Origin of the sequence: Chromobacterium sp. ATCC 53434, assembly GCF_002848345.1 — a bacterium.
Taxonomy (GTDB): Bacteria; Pseudomonadota; Gammaproteobacteria; order Burkholderiales; family Chromobacteriaceae; genus Chromobacterium.
This window is the reverse complement of the sequence record NZ_CP025429.1, coordinates 3,929,308-3,945,246: the sequence shown is the minus strand read 5'-3', so window position 1 is coordinate 3,945,246 and position 15,939 is coordinate 3,929,308. Positions and strand designations below refer to the sequence as shown.

Below are 15,939 nucleotides of genomic sequence, written 5' to 3'. Positions count from 1 at the left end.
GGGGAACGCAAAAACGCCGGCGCATCGCGCCGGCGTTTTTTTGCGGAGGGGCGGGCGTCAGCCTTGCAGCGCGGCGGCGAGCGCGGCGGCCTGGTCGCCGACGATCAGGTGCAGCGTACCCGGGGCCACCTGCATCGACGCCGTCACGCCGGCGGCGCCGGCCGCGGCGGCGTCAAAGCGGCCGGCGTCCTTCAACTCCACCCGCAGCCGGGTGTGGGCGATCGCTTCCACCTTGGCCAGGTTGGCGCGTCCGCCCAGCGCCTTCTCCAGCGCGGCGGTTTGCGGCGCCGGAGCGGTCTGGACCGGCGCCGGGGACGCGCTCACTTCGGCATCGCTGCCGGCGCTGCGCAGATAAATCTCCATATCGGTTTTCAGGTTCTCCGACAGCGGGCCGAAGATGGCCTGGACGCCGCTGCCGACGACCACGACGCCGGAGGCGCCCATCGCTTTCAGCCTGGTCTGGTTGACCTTGGCGGTGTCCTGCACCGCGATGCGCAGCCGGGTGATGCAAGCGTCCAGGCTGCGGATATTGGAGCGGCCGCCGAAGGCCAGCACCAGTTCGCGGGCGCGCTCGTCTTCGCTGACGGCGCCGGCGCTTTCCACGCTTTCATCTTCGCGGCCAGGCGTCTTCAGATTGAACTTGGCGATGACGAAGCGGAACACCGAGTAGTAGATCACCGCGTAGAGCGGGCCCAGGATGAACACATAGCCGGCGTGCTTGGCCTTGTCGCCTATCAGGTTGAACATCAGGAAGTCGATGCCGCCCTGGGAGAAGGTGAAGCCCATGTGCATGTCCAGCGTGTTGGCCACGAATTGCGCGGAGGCGGCCAGAACGGCGTGGATCAGGTAGAGCACCGGGGCGACGAAGAGGAAGGAGAACTCGATCGGCTCGGTGATGCCGGTCAGGAACGAGGTCAGCGCGGCCGAGATCATGATGCCGCCGACCTTGACGCGGTTCTCCGGCTTGGCCGAGTGCCAGATGGCGATGGCCGCGGCCGGCAGGCCGAACATCTTGAACAGGAAGGCCCCGGACAGGATGCCGGCGGTCGGATCGCCTGCGAAGAAGCGGTTGATGTCGCCGTGGATGATCTTGCCGCTGACCGGGTCGGGGAAGGCGCCGATTTCAAAGAAGAACGGCACGTTCCAGATGTGGTGCAGGCCGAACGGAATCAGCATCCGCTCGACGAAGCCGTAGACGGTGGCGGCGGTGCGCGGGTCGCTGACGGCCGCCCACTGCGAGAAGGCCTTGATGCCGTTGCCTATCGGGGGCCAGACGAAGGACAGCACCACGCCCAGGCCGATGGCGCTGACGGCGGTGATGATGGGGACGAAGCGCTTGCCGGCGAAGAAACCCAGGTATTCGGGCAGTCTGATCCGGTAGAAGCGGTTGAACATATACGCCGCGAGGCCGCCGGCGAGAATGCCGCCGAACACGCCGGTCTGGATCGAAGGCAGGCCCATGATGGTGTCGGGCTTGACGCCCATCAGGCCGGCCATCACGCCCAGCGTGACGGTGGTGACCAGATGGCCGATCACCGCGGCGATGGCGGCGACGCCGTCGTTCTCGGTGAAGCCGAGCGCGACGCCGACGGCGAAGATCAGCGGCAGGTTGCCGAAGATCACGTCGCCGGAGTTCTTCATCAGCGACAGAATGGCCAGTGCGATGGTGTTCTGGGTGTGGAAGTCGGTGGCGCCGATGCCGAGCAGCAGGCCGGCCACCGGCAGTACCGCCACCGGCAGCATCAGCGCCTTGCCTATCTTCTGCAGAAAAGCGAATGATTGACTAAACATGATTATTATCCTGCTTTGACATGCTTATTGAATGTGCGGCGATGACGCCGTCCCCTCTATACGGGCGTCGGCGCGGATGCGGTCCGCGCCGGCGCCCATTCCTTTAGCGAGCGCTCTGATTCAGGCGGTGGCGCACCTCGACGGCCGTCGATAGCGACAGCACGTCTTCGGCCAGTTGCCGGCAGTCGTCCAGGCTCCAGCGCGCCAGCGTGGCCTTGACCGAGGCGACGGACGGCGTGCTGACCGACAGCTCGGTCACGCCGATGCCGACCAAGAGCGGCGCCGCGCGCTCGTCCGAGGCCAGGCCGCCGCAGACGCCGACCCACTTGCCGTGGGCGCGGGCGCCGTCGCAGGTCTGCGCGATCATCGCCAGCACCGCCGGATGCAGCGCGTCGGCCTGCTTGGCCAGCTGCGGATGGCCGCGGTCCATCGCCAGCACGTACTGGGTCAGGTCGTTGGTGCCTATCGAGAAGAAGTCCACCTCCGGCGCGAAGCGCGCGGCCAGCACGGCGGCCGACGGCACTTCCACCATGATGCCGACCTTGACCTCATGCTGGCCGCAGGCCTGCTGTTCTTCCGCCAGCACGGCCTTGGCGGCGCGCAATTCCTCCAGCGAGGCCACCATCGGGAACATGATGTGCAGCCGGGTCAGAGGCGCGGCCCTGAGGATGGCGCGCAACTGGGTGCGCAACAGGTCGGGGCGCTCCAGGCTGACGCGGATGCCGCGCAGGCCGAGGAAGGGGTTGTCCTCCTTCGGCAGCGGCAGGTAGGACAGCGGCTTGTCACCGCCGACATCCAGCGTGCGGACTACCAGCGGCCTGTCCTTGCCCAGCGCCTCGGCCACCGCGCAGTATTCGGCGGCCTGCTCTTCCTCGGTCGGCGCGGTGTCGCGGTTGTCGAACAGGAATTCCGAGCGCAAGAGGCCCACGCCTTCGGCGCCTTTGGCCACCGCTTCGCGCGCGTCGGCGGCGTTGCGGATATTGGCCACCACGTCGATGCGCACGCCGTCGCGGGTCGCGGCCGGCAGCATCGAGCTCTTGGCCTCGGCGGCGCGGCGCTCGGCCAGCCGGGCGATTTCGCCTTCGGCGGCGGCGATCTCGTCGGCCGTCGGCGCTATCGTCAGCGTGCCTTCGCCGCCGTCCAGGATAACCTGGCGGCCTTCGGGCAGCCTCAGCGCGGCCTGGGAGATGCCGCAGATCGCCGGGATGCCCAGCGAGCGAGCCAGGATGGCGACATGGCTGGTGGCGCCGCCGGTGCGGGTACAGAAGCCCATCACCTTGGCCGGATCCAGCGCGGCGGTGTCGGACGGCGCCAGATCTTCGGCGATCAGGATGGAGCCGGCCGGCAGGTCCAGCGTGGCCGGCTTGACGCCGGCCAGCAGCGCCAGCACGCGGCGGCCGACATCGCGGATGTCGTTGGCGCGCTCGCGCAACAGCGGATTGTCCTGCGCTTCCAGCCGGGCGGAGTAGGCGCTGAAGGCGGCGCGCCAGGACCAGGCGGCGGACTTGCCGTCGGCCAGGCCGGAATAGGTTTGCGCCAGCAACTCCGGGTCTTGCAGCAGTTCCTGGTGCATGGACAGGATGGCCTGTTTGGCCGGATCGCTCAGTTGCGCCTTGACCAGGTCGAGCTGAGTCGCCGCCTCCTTGGTGGCGCGGGAGAAGGCCTGCTGCTCGAGGCTGGCGGCCTGGCCCTGTTCGGGCACGTCGAATTCCTGCAGCCGGTGGTGGACGATGCGGCCGATGGCGATGCCGGGCGAGGAGCCGACGCCGGCCAGCCGGGTATCGCTGTCCTGCTGCGGCGCGCTCGCCGGCTCGGCGGCGGGGGCGACCGGCGCTTCGTCGGCCTTTTCGCCGCAGCGTTCGTCGAGCAGCCGGGCCAGCTCCGTCAGGGCGGCCTCGGCGTCCGGGCCCTGGGCGCGGATTCGCACCCGGTCGCCCAGCTGGGTCGCCAGCCCCATAACCGAGACCACTGATTTGGCGTTGGCCTCCTTGTCGCCCAGCAGCAGGCGGATGTCGGAGGCGAAAGTCTTGGCCTTGGCAGCGAACACCGCCGCCGGCCGCGCGTGCAGGCCGGCCGGGTTGCCGATGGCGATTTCGGCCGACAGCGACGGTTCGCCGCCGGCGAGCGGCGACGCGTCCCGGCCGTTGGCGAGCTCCAGCGTCAGCACCACGTCGCGGCCGGCGGTCACCAGGCCTTGCGCCGCCTGCATCCGCGTCACGGTTTCTCCATTGGTCACCACGATCTGCGTCAGCAGGCTAGCGGCGTGGCGGCCCACCTGGTCGATGTCGAAATCGATGACAGGCTGGCCGGCGGACACCTGCTGCCCCTGCTGCACCAGCGGGTAGAAACCCTGTCCCTTCAGCATCACGGTATCGATTCCGACGTGCACCATCACCTCGACGCCCTCGGCTGTGGTGATGGTCAGCGCGTGATGGGCGGAGTGCAGATTACTGATCACGCCGCCGACCGGCGCCAGCAGGCTGCCGGAGGTCGGATCGAGAGAGACGCCGTCGCCTACCATCTTGCCGGCGAATACCGGGTCCGGAACGCTGTCCAGCGGGACCAGCCATCCGGAGAGAGGGGCGAGGATGTCTAATCTTGGTGCGGTGGTGCCCATGTGAAACTCCTCAATACGTGGATAATTCCAGTCGTTTTATTACGAGCGTCAAGCAAGCCGTTTTTTTTTATCGCGCCATCCGGACCGGTGGGGCAAGGGCATCGACTTGGCTTGTCCTGCATGGTTTTCGGCAATTATATACAGACGAGGGGTCTGTCGGCGCCTGCGGCGGCTTGCCGCGTATATTGCCAATTTTGTAGTTAAACTACATTTGAATTACGCAGCAGCTTGATGGCAATCAAGAAAATGTGCAAGTCAGAATTGTCTTAGTTTCTTGCTGCGACGCAGCATTGGCGCGGTTTGGCGGCGGATCGAGCTTATCTGGCAGGGACTTGGCGCGCGAGCGCGGCGGGGAGGGGTTGTTGCATTTTTGTAATGCGACTCTAAAAACGCTGGCATGCGAAACCGGCCCGCGCTGGCGGGCCGGAATAGAGGTTTCGGCGTCGGCGCTTCGCTTAGGCCGCGGCGCCTCGGCGGGGCGGCTGGCCCAAGCAGGAACAGCGCCAGGGAGGCGGCGATCAGGAAGGCCGGATATTCCCAGCCGCCGCCAGCATTGGTGAACATCCAGCCGTTGGCGGCGTGCACCAGCGCGATGGCGCCGAGCAACTGCGGAACCAGCAGCAGGGCGACCCAGCGCGCCTGGATGCCGGCCAGCAGCAGCAGTCCGCCGCCGATCTCGACCGCGATGGCGATATAGCCGAAGAAGCCGGGCAGGCCCAGGCTGGCGAAGTATTCGGCGGTGCCGGCCGGCGTGAACACGAACAGCTTCAGCGCGCCGTGCGCCAGGTACATCAGGCCCAGCGACAGACGCAGCAGCAGGGCGGCCAGGTAAGGATTTTGCAGACGGTTCATGGCGGGGGTTCCAGTCGTATTAGATGGCGCTATTTGACCACCGACTATATATTCAATAAATATGTCTATTTGAAAATCATTATTTAACTTAAAGAAACAATATGGACCGCTTCTCCGAAATACGCGCCTTCGTCGCCGTGGCCGAGCTCGGCAGTTTCGTCGCCGCGGCCGAACGGCTGGAGCTGTCGCGGGCGATGGTGACCAAGCTGGTGGCGGCGCTGGAAAACCGGCTGGGTGCGCGACTGATGCATCGAACCACCCGCAAGCTGTCGTTGACCGAGGCGGGGGAGACCTATTTGTCGCAGGCCGGCGGGCTGCTGGCGGAGCTGGACGAGCTGGACGCCAGGTTGTCTCACGGCGCCAGCGAGCCGGCCGGGCGGCTCAGGGTGTCGGCGCCGGTATCGTTCGGCATGCGCTATCTCGGCCGCATCATAGGCGGCTTCCATCAGCGCCATCCGCGCATCGAGGTGGAGCTGAACCTGAACGACCGCCGCGTCGATCTGGTGGAGGAGGGCTTCGATCTGGCGCTCCGGGTGTCCAATCTGGCCGATTCGACGCTGGTGGCCCGCCGGCTGGCGCAGATCCGAGATCTGGTGGTCGCCTCGCCGGACTATCTGGCCCGCCACGGCACGCCGCGCCATCCGTCCGAATTGGCCGAGCACCAGTGCCTGCTGTACGCGCTGACCGCCCAGCCCAATATCTGGGATTACCGCGCGCCGGACGGCGTCCAGGGCAAGGTCAAGGTGAGGGGGCCGCTGCGGGCCAATAACGGCGACGTGCTGACCGACGCCGCCGTCAACGGCATGGGCGTGGTGCTGCAGCCGCGCTTCCTGGTCGAGCAGGCGCTGGCCGACGGCCGCCTGCAGCCCATTCTGGCCGATTACGACTGGCACTGCCTCGATCTGTCGGTGGTCTATCCGGTGCGCCGGCATGTGCCGGGCAAGGTCAGGGTGTTCGTCGAGTATCTGGAGGAGTTTTTCAAGAAATAATGTTGTGATATTTTGGCGGAGCGGAGAAATTAAATATGCCGAGGAAGTTTTTGCTGCTTGCGGGCGTGTTGAGTGGCCTGAGCGGCCCAGTTTTTGCGGAGCGTGTTACGTGTACTCACATTGTCAACGCAGCATATCCGGAACCGGCACGGCAGGCTGGGGTGGAGAGTGAGGTCAGAGTCGTGTTCCGAACGGATGCGGCGGGACGTTACCAGGGGCTATTGTCGATTGTTTTTGATAGGCCTTTACCTGAAGAGCAATGGGGTGCTTTCCACTCCGCCATTGTCGTCGCATTGGCGCAGTATCAATGTCTTCCCAATTCCAATTTGAGCTTGTCGTTTCGCTTCAAGTTAGAGACGGCGGACTGAAGGGGGTGGCCTTGGCGGACGGTGGAGGCAAGGCCGCCAGCGCTTTGGCTCAGGGATAGAACCAATACAGGCTGTAACCCATGGCATGCACCTTGCCGGCGTCCAGCCGCATGGTGATCCTGGACTCGCTGTTCGGATTGAAGCGGCCCAGCTTGAAGTCGTCCGGCTTCAGGTATTCCTTCGGCGTGAACACCTTGCGTATCAGCACCTGGTCGTCGCTGTCCTTCAGCGTCACTTCCAGCATCGGGTAGGCCTGCGCGTATTGCGCGTGGTTCTTCAGCGTCGCCGACAGCTGGATCAGGTTCGGGTAGTCGGGGACGAAGGCCAGCTCCGACCACTCGGTGCGGATGCGCGCGATATCGGTCGGCCACGGCACTTCGCAGCCCAGCGAGTCGCATAGCCGCTCCAGCGCCGGCCGCGATTCCGGCACTTCGGCCGAGATGCGGGTGCGGTTGATATAGACCAGCTGCGCGGCCAGGAACATCAGACCCAGCGTGCCCAGCGCCGCCAGCACGCCATTCAGCCAAGGCGCGCTGCGCCGCTGGCGGCGCGCCTGGTCTTCCTGCTCGGCGTCGGCGTCGGTGAACAGCGGCGGCTCGGGTTCCGGCAACGGTCGGACGACGGGACGCGGCGGCTCGGCGACCGGTTCCGGCGTCGTTTCGGCGCGGCGGCGGCTGCCGAAGACTTCCGGCTCCGTCGCGGCTTCCGCCTCGGGCTCGTCGAACGGATTGCCGATCGGCGCGGTGGCGTGGCGATTCTGCATCGCTTCGGCCAGCGCGCGCTGGAACGCTTCCAGTTCCTGCTGCGGCGGCGCGTCCAGCGAATCCGGCTGGGCCGGCGTTGCCGCTTCGGCGACGGTCTCGTCTGCCTGCTGCGCCTGCGGATCGAAATCCGGCACTTCCAGCTCGAAGTCGTCGATGGGATCGCGCTCGGCCGACGCCGGCGCGGCGGCGGTCACCGCCGGGGCCGGCTGGGCGGCGACGAAATGCTCAGGTGCCCGGAATACATGCGAACAGCGCCCGCAGCGTACCAGTCCGTTGGCGGCCGCCAGTTGGGTGTCGTTGACCTTGAAGCGGGTCTGGCAGTTTGGGCACTGAGTCGTATACGTCATACCTGGGCGCGTCGGGTTCCTGTCAAGCGGGTCCATCCTTCGTCGAACACCGGCGCGTCCATTTCGAACCATTGGCCGTAGATGGCCGACAGCTCGTCGGCCTGTTCGGCGAGGATGCCGGAAAGCACGATTCTACCACCGGTTTTGACATGGCTAGCCAGCAGCTCGCCCAGCATGCGCAGCGGATTGGCCAGGATATTGGCCAGTACCACGTCGTATTGGGCGGTCGGCGTGGCGTCGGGCAGCAGGAACTCGGCCTCGACGCCGTTTTGTTCGGCATTGTCGCGGCTGGCGCGCACCGCCTGCGGATCGATGTCGATGCCGACGGCGGAGGCGGCGCCCAGCTTCAGCGCGGCGATGGCCAGAATGCCGGAGCCGCAGCCGTAGTCGAGCACGCTTTCGTTGCCGGCGAGCTGCTTGTCCAGCCACTGCAGGCACAGCCGGGTGGTCGGATGGCTGCCGGTGCCGAAGGCCAGGCCCGGATCCAGCTGCAGGTTGACGGCGTTTGGCGCCGGCGCCTCGTGCCAGGTCGGCGTGATCCACAGCCGGTCGGAAATGCGGATGGGCTCGAACTGCGATTGGGTCAGTCGCACCCAGTCCTGCTCCTCGACGCGCTCCAGCTTGTAGCTGGGCACCGCCAGCCGGCAGGCGTTGGCGGCGGCGGCGATCAGCAGCGCCGGCTCGGCGCTCTCGTCGAACAGGGTGATGATGCGGCTCTGGCTCCACATCTGCTCCACCGGCTCGCCCGGCTCGCCGAAGATCGGCTGTTCGCGGTCGGTGCCGGCCCAGGCGTCCTCGATGGCGGTGGACAAGGCGCCCGCGTCCATCAGGGCGTCGGCCAGCCGTTCGGCGACCGCGGAATCGGAGTCAATGGTGGCTTGCAACCAGGCCATCAGGCTTCCCCTTTTTTCTGCTGCAGGCGGTGTTCCAGATAATGGATGCTGGTGCCGCCGCGCTGGAAGGCCGCATCCAGGAACAGTTCCTGGTGCAGCGGGATATTGGTCTTGATGCCGGAAATCGCCATTTCCGACAATGCCACGCGCATCCGCGCCATCGCCTGCTCGCGGGTGTCGCCGTAGGCGATCAGCTTGCCGACCATCGAGTCGTAGTGCGACGGCACGGTGTAGCCCTGGTAGATGTGCGAGTCGATGCGGATGCCGGGGCCGCCGGCCGGGTGGTAGCTCTCGATCTTGCCCGGGGACGGCACGAAGGTGAACGGGTCCTCGGCATTGATGCGGCATTCCATCGCATGGCCGGAAAGCACGATGTCTTTTTGCTTATAGCGCAGTTTCTCGCCGGCGGCGATGCGGATCTGCTCCTGCACGATGTCCACGCCGGTGATCATTTCGGTCACCGGATGTTCGACCTGCACGCGGGTGTTCATCTCGATGAAGTAGAACTCGCCGTTCTCGTACAGAAACTCGAAGGTGCCGGCGCCGCGGTAGCCGATGCGGCGGCAGGCTTCGGCGCAGGCCTCGCCTATCTTCTGGCGCTGCTTGTCGGTGATGCCCGGCGCCGGCGCCTCCTCGATGATCTTCTGGTGGCGGCGCTGCATCGAGCAGTCGCGCTCGCCCAGATAGATGGCGTTGCCGTACTCGTCGGCCAGGATCTGGATTTCGATGTGGCGCGGCAGCTCCAGGAATTTTTCCATGTAGACGGTCGGATTGCCGAAGGCGGCGCCGGCTTCGGTGCGGGTCATCTGCACCGAATTGATCAGCGCGCCCTCGGAGTGGACCACGCGCATGCCGCGACCGCCGCCGCCGCCGGAGGCCTTGATGATGACCGGATAGCCGATCTTCTTGGCGATCTTGACGATTTCGGCCGGATCGTCCGGCAGCGCGCCGTCGGAGCCGGGCACGCAGGGCACGCCGGCCTCAATCATCGCGTGCTTGGCCGACACCTTGTCGCCCATCGTGCGGATGGTGTCGGGGCGCGGGCCGATGAAGACGAAGCCGGACTGCTCGACGCGCTCGGCGAAGTCGGCGTTTTCCGACAGGAAGCCGTAACCGGGGTGGATGGCCTGGGCGTCGGTCACCTCGGCGGCGGCGATCAGCGCCGGCACGTTCAGGTAGCTCTTGGTCGACGGCGCCGGGCCGATGCAGACCGACTCGTCGGCCAGCTTCACGTATTTGGCTTCGCGGTCGGCCTCGGAATGCACGACCACGGTCTTGATGCCCATTTCACGGCAGGCGCGCTGGATGCGCAGCGCAATTTCACCACGATTGGCGATCAGAATCTTTTCGAACATGGAATTTCTCCGCGGACAGGCCTCGGCGGGGCGTTTCGCCCGTTCGGCCGGGGGCCGTTGCTGTCACGTCAAACGACAAGGGCACAGACCTTGGCCGTGCCCTGAATCTAGCGATGTCGTTCGAACGCCTTATTCGATGACGAACAGCGGTTCGCCGTATTCCACCGGCTGGCCGTCTTCCACCAGGATGGCCTTGATCACGCCGGAACGGTCGGCTTCGATCTCGTTCATCAGCTTCATCGCCTCGATGATGCACAGCGTGTCGCCGGCGCTGACGCTTTGGCCCACTTCGATGAAGGACTTGGAGCCCGGGCTGGGCGAACGGTAGAAGGTGCCGACCATCGGCGACTTCATCGCGTTCTTGTCGTTGGCCGGGGCGGCGGCTGGAGCGGCTTCGGCGGCGGCGGCCGGAGCGGAAACCGGGGCCGGCGCGTACATCTGCGCCATCGGCTGGACATAAGCCTGTTGCTGGTTGGCCGACACGCGGGTAATGCGGACTTTCTCCTCACCCTCGGTCACTTCCAGTTCGGCGATGCCGGACTCTTCGACCAGATCGATCAGTTTCTTCAGTTTACGCAGGTCCATTGTCAATCCTTCGAATGGGATGTTCTGTCAGTAACGGCGGTCAGGCTTGCGCGGACAGATGCCGCAAGGCGTGCGCAAGGGCCAGCTCGTAACCATGGGCGCCCAGTCCGCAGATCACGCCGAGCGCCAGATCGGAAAAATACGAATGCTGGCGGAACGGCTCGCGGGCGTGGACGTTGGATAGATGTACTTCAATGAACGGCAGCTTCACCGCCGCCAGCGCGTCGCGCAATGCGACGCTGGTGTGGGTGAACGCGGCCGGATTGATCAGAATGAAGGCGGTGCCGTCATCCAGACATTGGTGTATGCGTTCTATCAGTACATGTTCGGCATTGCTTTGCAGCGCCGACAGGGCGAAACCGGCGGCCTTGGCCTGCGCGGCCAGCCGCTGGTTGATGGCGTCAAGGGTGTCCTGGCCGTAGTGTTGAGGTTCCCTCACCCCTAGCAAGTTGAGGTTAGGGCCGTGCAGCACAAGGATGGATCGGCTCAAGGCCTGACTCCTGTTTTTCATCTTGGCCGCGAGTTTGCCGCACTTCGCCGCAAGATGTCCAGTATTTGAGGAATTTGAAACGAGTGTTTGAGCTTGTCGCCATGCGGTTTGTCCTGGTTTTTAGAGTGAAAACGCTAGGTTTTGCAGTGCTTTGGCATTGTGGTGAATTTGCGATATGCCAATAGAATATCAGCATGGCGACCGACCCGGCAAATGACGGTCTTGTTGCACGGCACTGTGCCGGGCGGAAGCGGGCGGGTATAATTTGCCGATTCTGAATGACAGTTCCCGCCATGCAGCTTTCCGACTTTGATTACCATTTGCCCGAGGCCTTGATCGCCCAGCATCCGCCGGCCGTGCGCGGCGCCAGCCGCCTGCTGCGCGTGGACGGCGCGTCGCTGTCCGATCTGGCTTTCGCCGATTTCCCCTCCTGCCTGCAAGCCGGCGACTTGCTGGTGTTCAATGATACCCGCGTCATCCGCGCCCGGCTGTTCGGCGAAAAAGCCAGCGGCGGCAAGGTGGAGGCCCTGATCGAGCGCGTGCTGGACGACCACACCGCGCTGGCCCACGTCCGCGCGTCCAAGGCGCCTAAGCCGGGCAGCCGGCTGATCTTCGCCGGCCGCTGGGAGGCGGAGATGGTGGAGCGGCATGATTCGCTGTTCAAGCTGCGCTTCCTGGCCGACGACAATGTGTTCGACATCCTAGAGGCGTCCGGCAAGCTGCCGCTGCCGCCGTATATCGAGCGCAGCGCCGGCAACGACGACGACGAGCGCTACCAGACCGTCTACGCCCGCGAGCAGGGCGCGGTGGCGGCGCCGACCGCCGGCCTGCATTTCACCGACGAGATGCTGGCGGGCCTGAAGGCCCAGGGCGTGGAAACCGCCTTCGTCACGCTGCACGTCGGCGCCGGCACCTTCCAGCCGGTGAAGGTGGACAATGTCGCCGAGCACAAGATGCACAGCGAGATCTACGAGATTTCGCAGTCCACGGTGGACGCCGTCGCGACCGCCCGCGCCCGCGGCGGCCGCGTGCTGGCCGTCGGCACCACCAGCGTGCGCGCGCTGGAGTCGGCCGCCCGCGGCGGCGAGTTGACGGCGGGTCGCGGCGAGACCGACATTTTCATCACGCCAGGCTACCGTTTCCGCGTGGTGGACCGCCTGCTGACCAATTTCCACCTGCCGAAGTCGACGCTGCTGATGCTGGTGTCGGCCTTCGCCGGCTACGACGAGATCCGCGCCGCCTACCGCCACGCGGTGGAGAAGGAATACCGCTTCTTCAGCTACGGGGATGCCATGTTGCTGGAGCGCAAGGACTAACGCCCATGGCCTGCCAAATTCTGCTTAAGCTGATGACGATTTTGGGCATGTGTTTGGTAGGAGTTGGGACTGTGCTTTTATGGCGTGGGAGTCCAAGCGGGTATGCTGGCGGAGGATATACTTATGTTCCTCAACAACCTGTGGATGCCCAAAATAAAAAAATGGCAATTCAGCAGAGAGTCGCAATCGCTTTGATCGTCGTTGGAACGCTTTTCCAGTTCCCTGCTGTGATTTACGGCTGAATCGGTTTTGATCACTTAACTTTGCGATCAAAGAAAAATATTTGATTGAGGAGTGCCCATGTCCGGACTTGCGCCAGAGGCTGCCCAGCCGGTGGAAATCCAACTGCACCAGCTGTCCAAGATATTGGAGATCGCCTTCGACGACGGCGCCCGTTTCGAGCTGCCGTGCGAATACCTGCGCGTCCATTCGCCGTCGGCCGAGGTTCGCGGCCACGGCGTCGGCCAGGAGAAGCTGCAGACCGGCAAGATGCATGTGGGCATCACGGCGCTGGAGCCGGTCGGCCATTACGCCTTGAAGATCGTGTTCGACGACGGCCACGACAGCGGGCTCTTCAGCTGGACTTACCTATATGAACTGGGCGCCAAGCGCGACCAGTATTGGCAGCAATATCTGGACAAGCTCGCCGCCGCCGGCGCGAGCAGGGAGTGAATATGGATAAGACCACGCATTTCGGTTACAAGACCGTGGCGGAAAGCGACAAGGCCGGCAAGGTGGCCGAAGTCTTCCACTCGGTGGCCGGCAAATACGATGTGATGAACGACCTGATGTCCGGCGGCCTGCACCGGGTGTGGAAGCATTTCACGCTGACGACCTCGGGCGTGCGCGCCGGCGACAAGGTGCTGGACATTGCCGGCGGCACCGGCGACCTGTCGCGCGGCTGGGCCAAGCGCGTCGGCAAGAGCGGCGAAGTGTGGCTGACCGACATCAACAGCTCGATGCTGACTGTCGGTCGCGACCGCCTGCTGGACGAGGGCCTGATCCTGCCGGTGTCGCTGGCCGACGCCGAGAAGCTGCCGTTTCCGGACAACTATTTCGACGCGGTGTCGGTCGCCTTCGGCCTGCGCAATATGACGCATAAAGACGCTGCGCTGAAGGAGATGTGCCGCGTGCTGAAGCCGGGCGGCAAGCTGTTCGTGCTGGAATTCTCCAAGGTGTGGAAGCCGCTGTCGCCGATCTACGATTTCTATTCGTTCAAGGCGCTGCCCATCATGGGCAAGCTGGTGGCGAACGATGCCGAAAGCTACCAGTACCTGGCCGAATCGATAAGGATGCATCCGGACCAGGAGACGCTGAAGCAGATCATACTGGACGCCGGTTTCGGCAAGGTGGACTACCATAATCTGACCGGCGGCGTTGTTGCGCTGCACAAGGGCGTCAAATTCTGATCTCGCGGGAGAGCGAGCCATGGCCATCCAGATCGCGGCTTTCAATCATTTGCTGAACCAGCATCCGGCGCGGCGCGCCGAACTGGCCGCCCATGCCGGTCGCCGCGTGGCGATCGCCTTGCCGCCGCTGGAGGTGTCCGGCGTGATCACGGCGGAAGGCTGGCTGGCGTCTTGCGACGGCGAGCCGGAGGCCAGGCTGAAGCTGCGCCACGGCGCGATGCTGTCGCAGCTGTCCGGCCAGGCGCCGCGGCTGTCCGACATTTCGCTGGACGGCGACGTCGAGCTGGCGACGGCGGTCGGCCGCATCGTCGGCCAGCTGCGCTGGCATGCCGGCGAGGACTTGTCGCGCGTGTTCGGCGATGTCGCCGCCGAGCGGATGGAGAACCTGGCGCGCGGCCTGTTCGGTTTCAAGGGCCAGCTGGCCTTCCGCCTGGCCGACGGCTGGATCGAGCATCTGCGCGAAGAGGCGGCGCTGTTGGCCAGCCGCCATCTGGTGCAGCGCTTCGTCGCCGACGTGGACCGCCTGCGGGACGACGCCGGCCGGCTGGACAAGCGGCTGGCGCGGCTGGAAGCCGAACTCAATAAACAGAATTCCCAGACCTGACGGATTTATGCCGATATCGCGTTCGCTGAAGATTATTGCCACCCTGTACCGCTACGGTCTGGACGATTTCCTCGAGGGGCACTCCAAACTCGCCTTGCTGCACAAGTTGTTCGGCCTGTGTCCGATCCGCCGCGACACCTCGGCGCCGTTGCCGCGCCGGGTGCGGCTGGCGCTGGAAAGCCTGGGGCCGATCTTCGTCAAGTTCGGCCAGGTGCTGTCCACCCGACGCGACCTGCTGCCGGCGGAATACGCCGAGGAGCTGGCGCTGCTGCAGGACCGGGTGCCGCCGTTCGACGGCGCCATCGCCCGCCAAGTCGTGGAAAGCAGCCTGGGCCGCCGGGTGGAGGAGGTCTACGTCGATTTCGATCCGCGGCCGGTGGCCAGCGCCTCGGTCGCCCAGGTGCACAAGGCCTGGCTCAGGCAGCCGGATGGCGGGCGGGGTCGCGAGGTGGCGGTCAAGGTGTTGCGCCCCGGCATCCTGTCGGTGATCGAACAGGACCTGGCGCTGATGCGGGCGCTGGCCGGCTGGGTGGAGCGCCTGTTCGCCGACGGCAAGCGGCTGAAGCCGCGCGAGGTGGTGGCCGAGTTCGACAAATACCTGCACGACGAGCTGGACATGATGCACGAGGCGGCCAACGCCTCGCAGCTGCGGCGCAATTTCAAGGGCTCCGAGCTGCTGATCGTGCCCGAGGTGTTCTACGACCAGTCCAGCCGCGAAGTGCTGACGCTGGAGTGGATGCATGGCATCCCGGTCGGACAGATCGACAGATTGCGTGAAGCCGGCATCGATTTGAAGAAGCTCAGCCGCTACGGCGTCGAGATCTTCTTCACCCAGGTGTTCCGCCACGGCTTCTTCCACGCCGACATGCATCCGGGCAATATCTTCGTCGCGCCGGACGGCCGTTACATCGCGCTCGACTTCGGCATCGTCGGCAGCCTGACCGACAACGACAAGCATTACCTGGCCGTCAATTTCCTGGCTTTCTTCAACCGCGACTACCACCGCGTCGCCACCGCCCACATCGAATCGGGCTGGGTGCCGAAGGATACCCGCGCCGAGGAGCTGGAGGCTGCGGTGCGCACGGTGTGCGAGCCGATATTCGAGAAGCCGTTGCGCCAGATTTCGTTCGGCATGGTCTTGCTGAGGCTGTTCGAGACCAGCCGCCGCTTCAATGTCGAGATCCAGCCGCAGCTGGTGCTGCTGCAGAAGACATTGCTGAACATCGAGGGCCTGGGCCGGCAACTGGACCCGGATCTCGATCTGTGGGACACCGCCAAGCCGTTCCTGACCAAGTGGATGAACGAGCAGGTAGGCTGGCGCGGCCTGCTGCGCACGCTGAAGAACGAGGCGCCGCAATGGGCGACCACGCTGCCGACGCTGCCGCGCAAGCTGCACGAGACGCTGTCGTCGGCCAAGACCGACCTCCTGGTGGAAGGTTATATCCAGTTGATGCGCGAGCAGAAACGACAGAATTTCCTGTTGCTGCTGATCGCCATCCTGCTGGCCGCGCTGCTGGCGAGACAGCTTTGGTAGCCGCAGGCCGCGTCGTCCGAAATGC

16 protein-coding genes are annotated in these 15,939 nt (G+C 65.1%); 8 read left to right on the top strand and 8 right to left on the bottom strand.

Annotated features, from left to right (window positions below; genetic code table 11):
- Positions 1-57: 57 nt before the first annotated feature.
- The 3 genes from ptsG to CXB49_RS24155 all read right to left on the bottom strand — a co-directional run bounded on the left by ptsG (position 58) and on the right by CXB49_RS24155 (position 5,260).
- Complete coding sequence (ptsG, locus tag CXB49_RS17370; RefSeq protein WP_101709549.1) at positions 58-1,791, bottom strand: PTS glucose transporter subunit IIBC; 1,734 nt, start codon at positions 1,789-1,791, stop codon at positions 58-60.
- Positions 1,792-1,894: 103 nt separating this feature from the next.
- A complete protein-coding gene (gene ptsP, locus CXB49_RS17365; protein ID WP_101709548.1) occupies positions 1,895-4,408 on the bottom strand; it encodes a phosphoenolpyruvate--protein phosphotransferase in 2,514 nt (837 codons plus the stop codon).
- 255 nt (positions 4,409-4,663) lie between these two features.
- Entirely contained in the window at positions 4,664-5,260 is a 597-nt protein-coding gene (locus CXB49_RS24155; RefSeq protein WP_233492847.1) for a DoxX family protein, read from the bottom strand.
- 101 nt (positions 5,261-5,361) lie between these two features.
- Here CXB49_RS24155 and CXB49_RS17355 point away from each other — a divergent pair, with 101 nt between their 5' ends.
- Positions 5,362-6,249, top strand: a complete 888-nt coding sequence (locus CXB49_RS17355) for a LysR family transcriptional regulator (RefSeq protein ID WP_101709547.1) — start codon at positions 5,362-5,364, stop codon at positions 6,247-6,249.
- A 35-nt stretch (positions 6,250-6,284) separates the two neighbouring features.
- Positions 6,285-6,617, top strand: coding sequence for a hypothetical protein (locus tag CXB49_RS17350; RefSeq protein WP_101709546.1), 333 nt, complete (start codon positions 6,285-6,287; stop codon positions 6,615-6,617).
- A 49-nt stretch (positions 6,618-6,666) separates the two neighbouring features.
- Here CXB49_RS17350 and CXB49_RS17345 read toward each other — a convergent pair whose 3' ends face one another.
- The 5 genes from CXB49_RS17345 to aroQ form a co-directional block, all read right to left on the bottom strand.
- Complete coding sequence (locus tag CXB49_RS17345; RefSeq protein ID WP_101709545.1) at positions 6,667-7,728, bottom strand: DUF3426 domain-containing protein; 1,062 nt, start codon at positions 7,726-7,728, stop codon at positions 6,667-6,669.
- The gene (prmA, locus tag CXB49_RS17340) at positions 7,725-8,621 is read right to left on the bottom strand and encodes a 50S ribosomal protein L11 methyltransferase (RefSeq protein WP_101709544.1); all 897 of its coding nucleotides are present in this window, start codon (positions 8,619-8,621) and stop codon (positions 7,725-7,727) included. The genes CXB49_RS17345 and prmA overlap by 4 nt, the downstream gene beginning before the upstream one ends.
- Entirely contained in the window at positions 8,621-9,976 is a 1,356-nt protein-coding gene (gene accC / locus CXB49_RS17335; protein ID WP_101709543.1) for an acetyl-CoA carboxylase biotin carboxylase subunit, read from the bottom strand. The genes prmA and accC overlap by 1 nt, the downstream gene beginning before the upstream one ends.
- A gap of 129 nt (positions 9,977-10,105) precedes the next feature.
- Positions 10,106-10,561 (bottom strand): acetyl-CoA carboxylase biotin carboxyl carrier protein, encoded by a 456-nt coding sequence (gene accB, locus CXB49_RS17330; RefSeq protein WP_101709542.1) that lies wholly within the window; start codon positions 10,559-10,561, stop codon positions 10,106-10,108.
- Between the two features lie 40 nt (positions 10,562-10,601).
- On the bottom strand, positions 10,602-11,072 hold the full coding sequence (gene aroQ, locus CXB49_RS17325; protein ID WP_199406712.1) for a type II 3-dehydroquinate dehydratase: 471 nt from the start codon (positions 11,070-11,072) through the stop codon (positions 10,602-10,604).
- Positions 11,073-11,344: 272 nt separating this feature from the next.
- On the opposite strand from aroQ, the gene queA reads away from it, so the two are divergent.
- From queA to ubiB, 6 genes are read left to right on the top strand one after another with little or no spacing between them, the layout of a single operon-like run.
- Positions 11,345-12,367, top strand: coding sequence for a tRNA preQ1(34) S-adenosylmethionine ribosyltransferase-isomerase QueA (gene queA, locus CXB49_RS17320; protein WP_101709540.1), 1,023 nt, complete (start codon positions 11,345-11,347; stop codon positions 12,365-12,367).
- Positions 12,368-12,372: 5 nt separating this feature from the next.
- On the top strand, positions 12,373-12,609 hold the full coding sequence (locus tag CXB49_RS23720) for a hypothetical protein (RefSeq protein WP_158300933.1): 237 nt from the start codon (positions 12,373-12,375) through the stop codon (positions 12,607-12,609).
- Between the two features lie 58 nt (positions 12,610-12,667).
- Complete coding sequence (locus CXB49_RS17315; RefSeq protein ID WP_101709539.1) at positions 12,668-13,039, top strand: gamma-butyrobetaine hydroxylase-like domain-containing protein; 372 nt, start codon at positions 12,668-12,670, stop codon at positions 13,037-13,039.
- 2 nt (positions 13,040-13,041) lie between these two features.
- Positions 13,042-13,776, top strand: coding sequence for a bifunctional demethylmenaquinone methyltransferase/2-methoxy-6-polyprenyl-1,4-benzoquinol methylase UbiE (gene ubiE / locus CXB49_RS17310; RefSeq protein ID WP_101709538.1), 735 nt, complete (start codon positions 13,042-13,044; stop codon positions 13,774-13,776).
- A gap of 19 nt (positions 13,777-13,795) precedes the next feature.
- Entirely contained in the window at positions 13,796-14,380 is a 585-nt protein-coding gene (locus CXB49_RS17305) for an SCP2 domain-containing protein (RefSeq protein WP_101709537.1), read from the top strand.
- Between the two features lie 7 nt (positions 14,381-14,387).
- The gene (gene ubiB, locus CXB49_RS17300) at positions 14,388-15,914 is read left to right on the top strand and encodes a ubiquinone biosynthesis regulatory protein kinase UbiB (RefSeq protein ID WP_101709536.1); all 1,527 of its coding nucleotides are present in this window, start codon (positions 14,388-14,390) and stop codon (positions 15,912-15,914) included.
- Positions 15,915-15,939 lie beyond the last annotated feature (25 nt).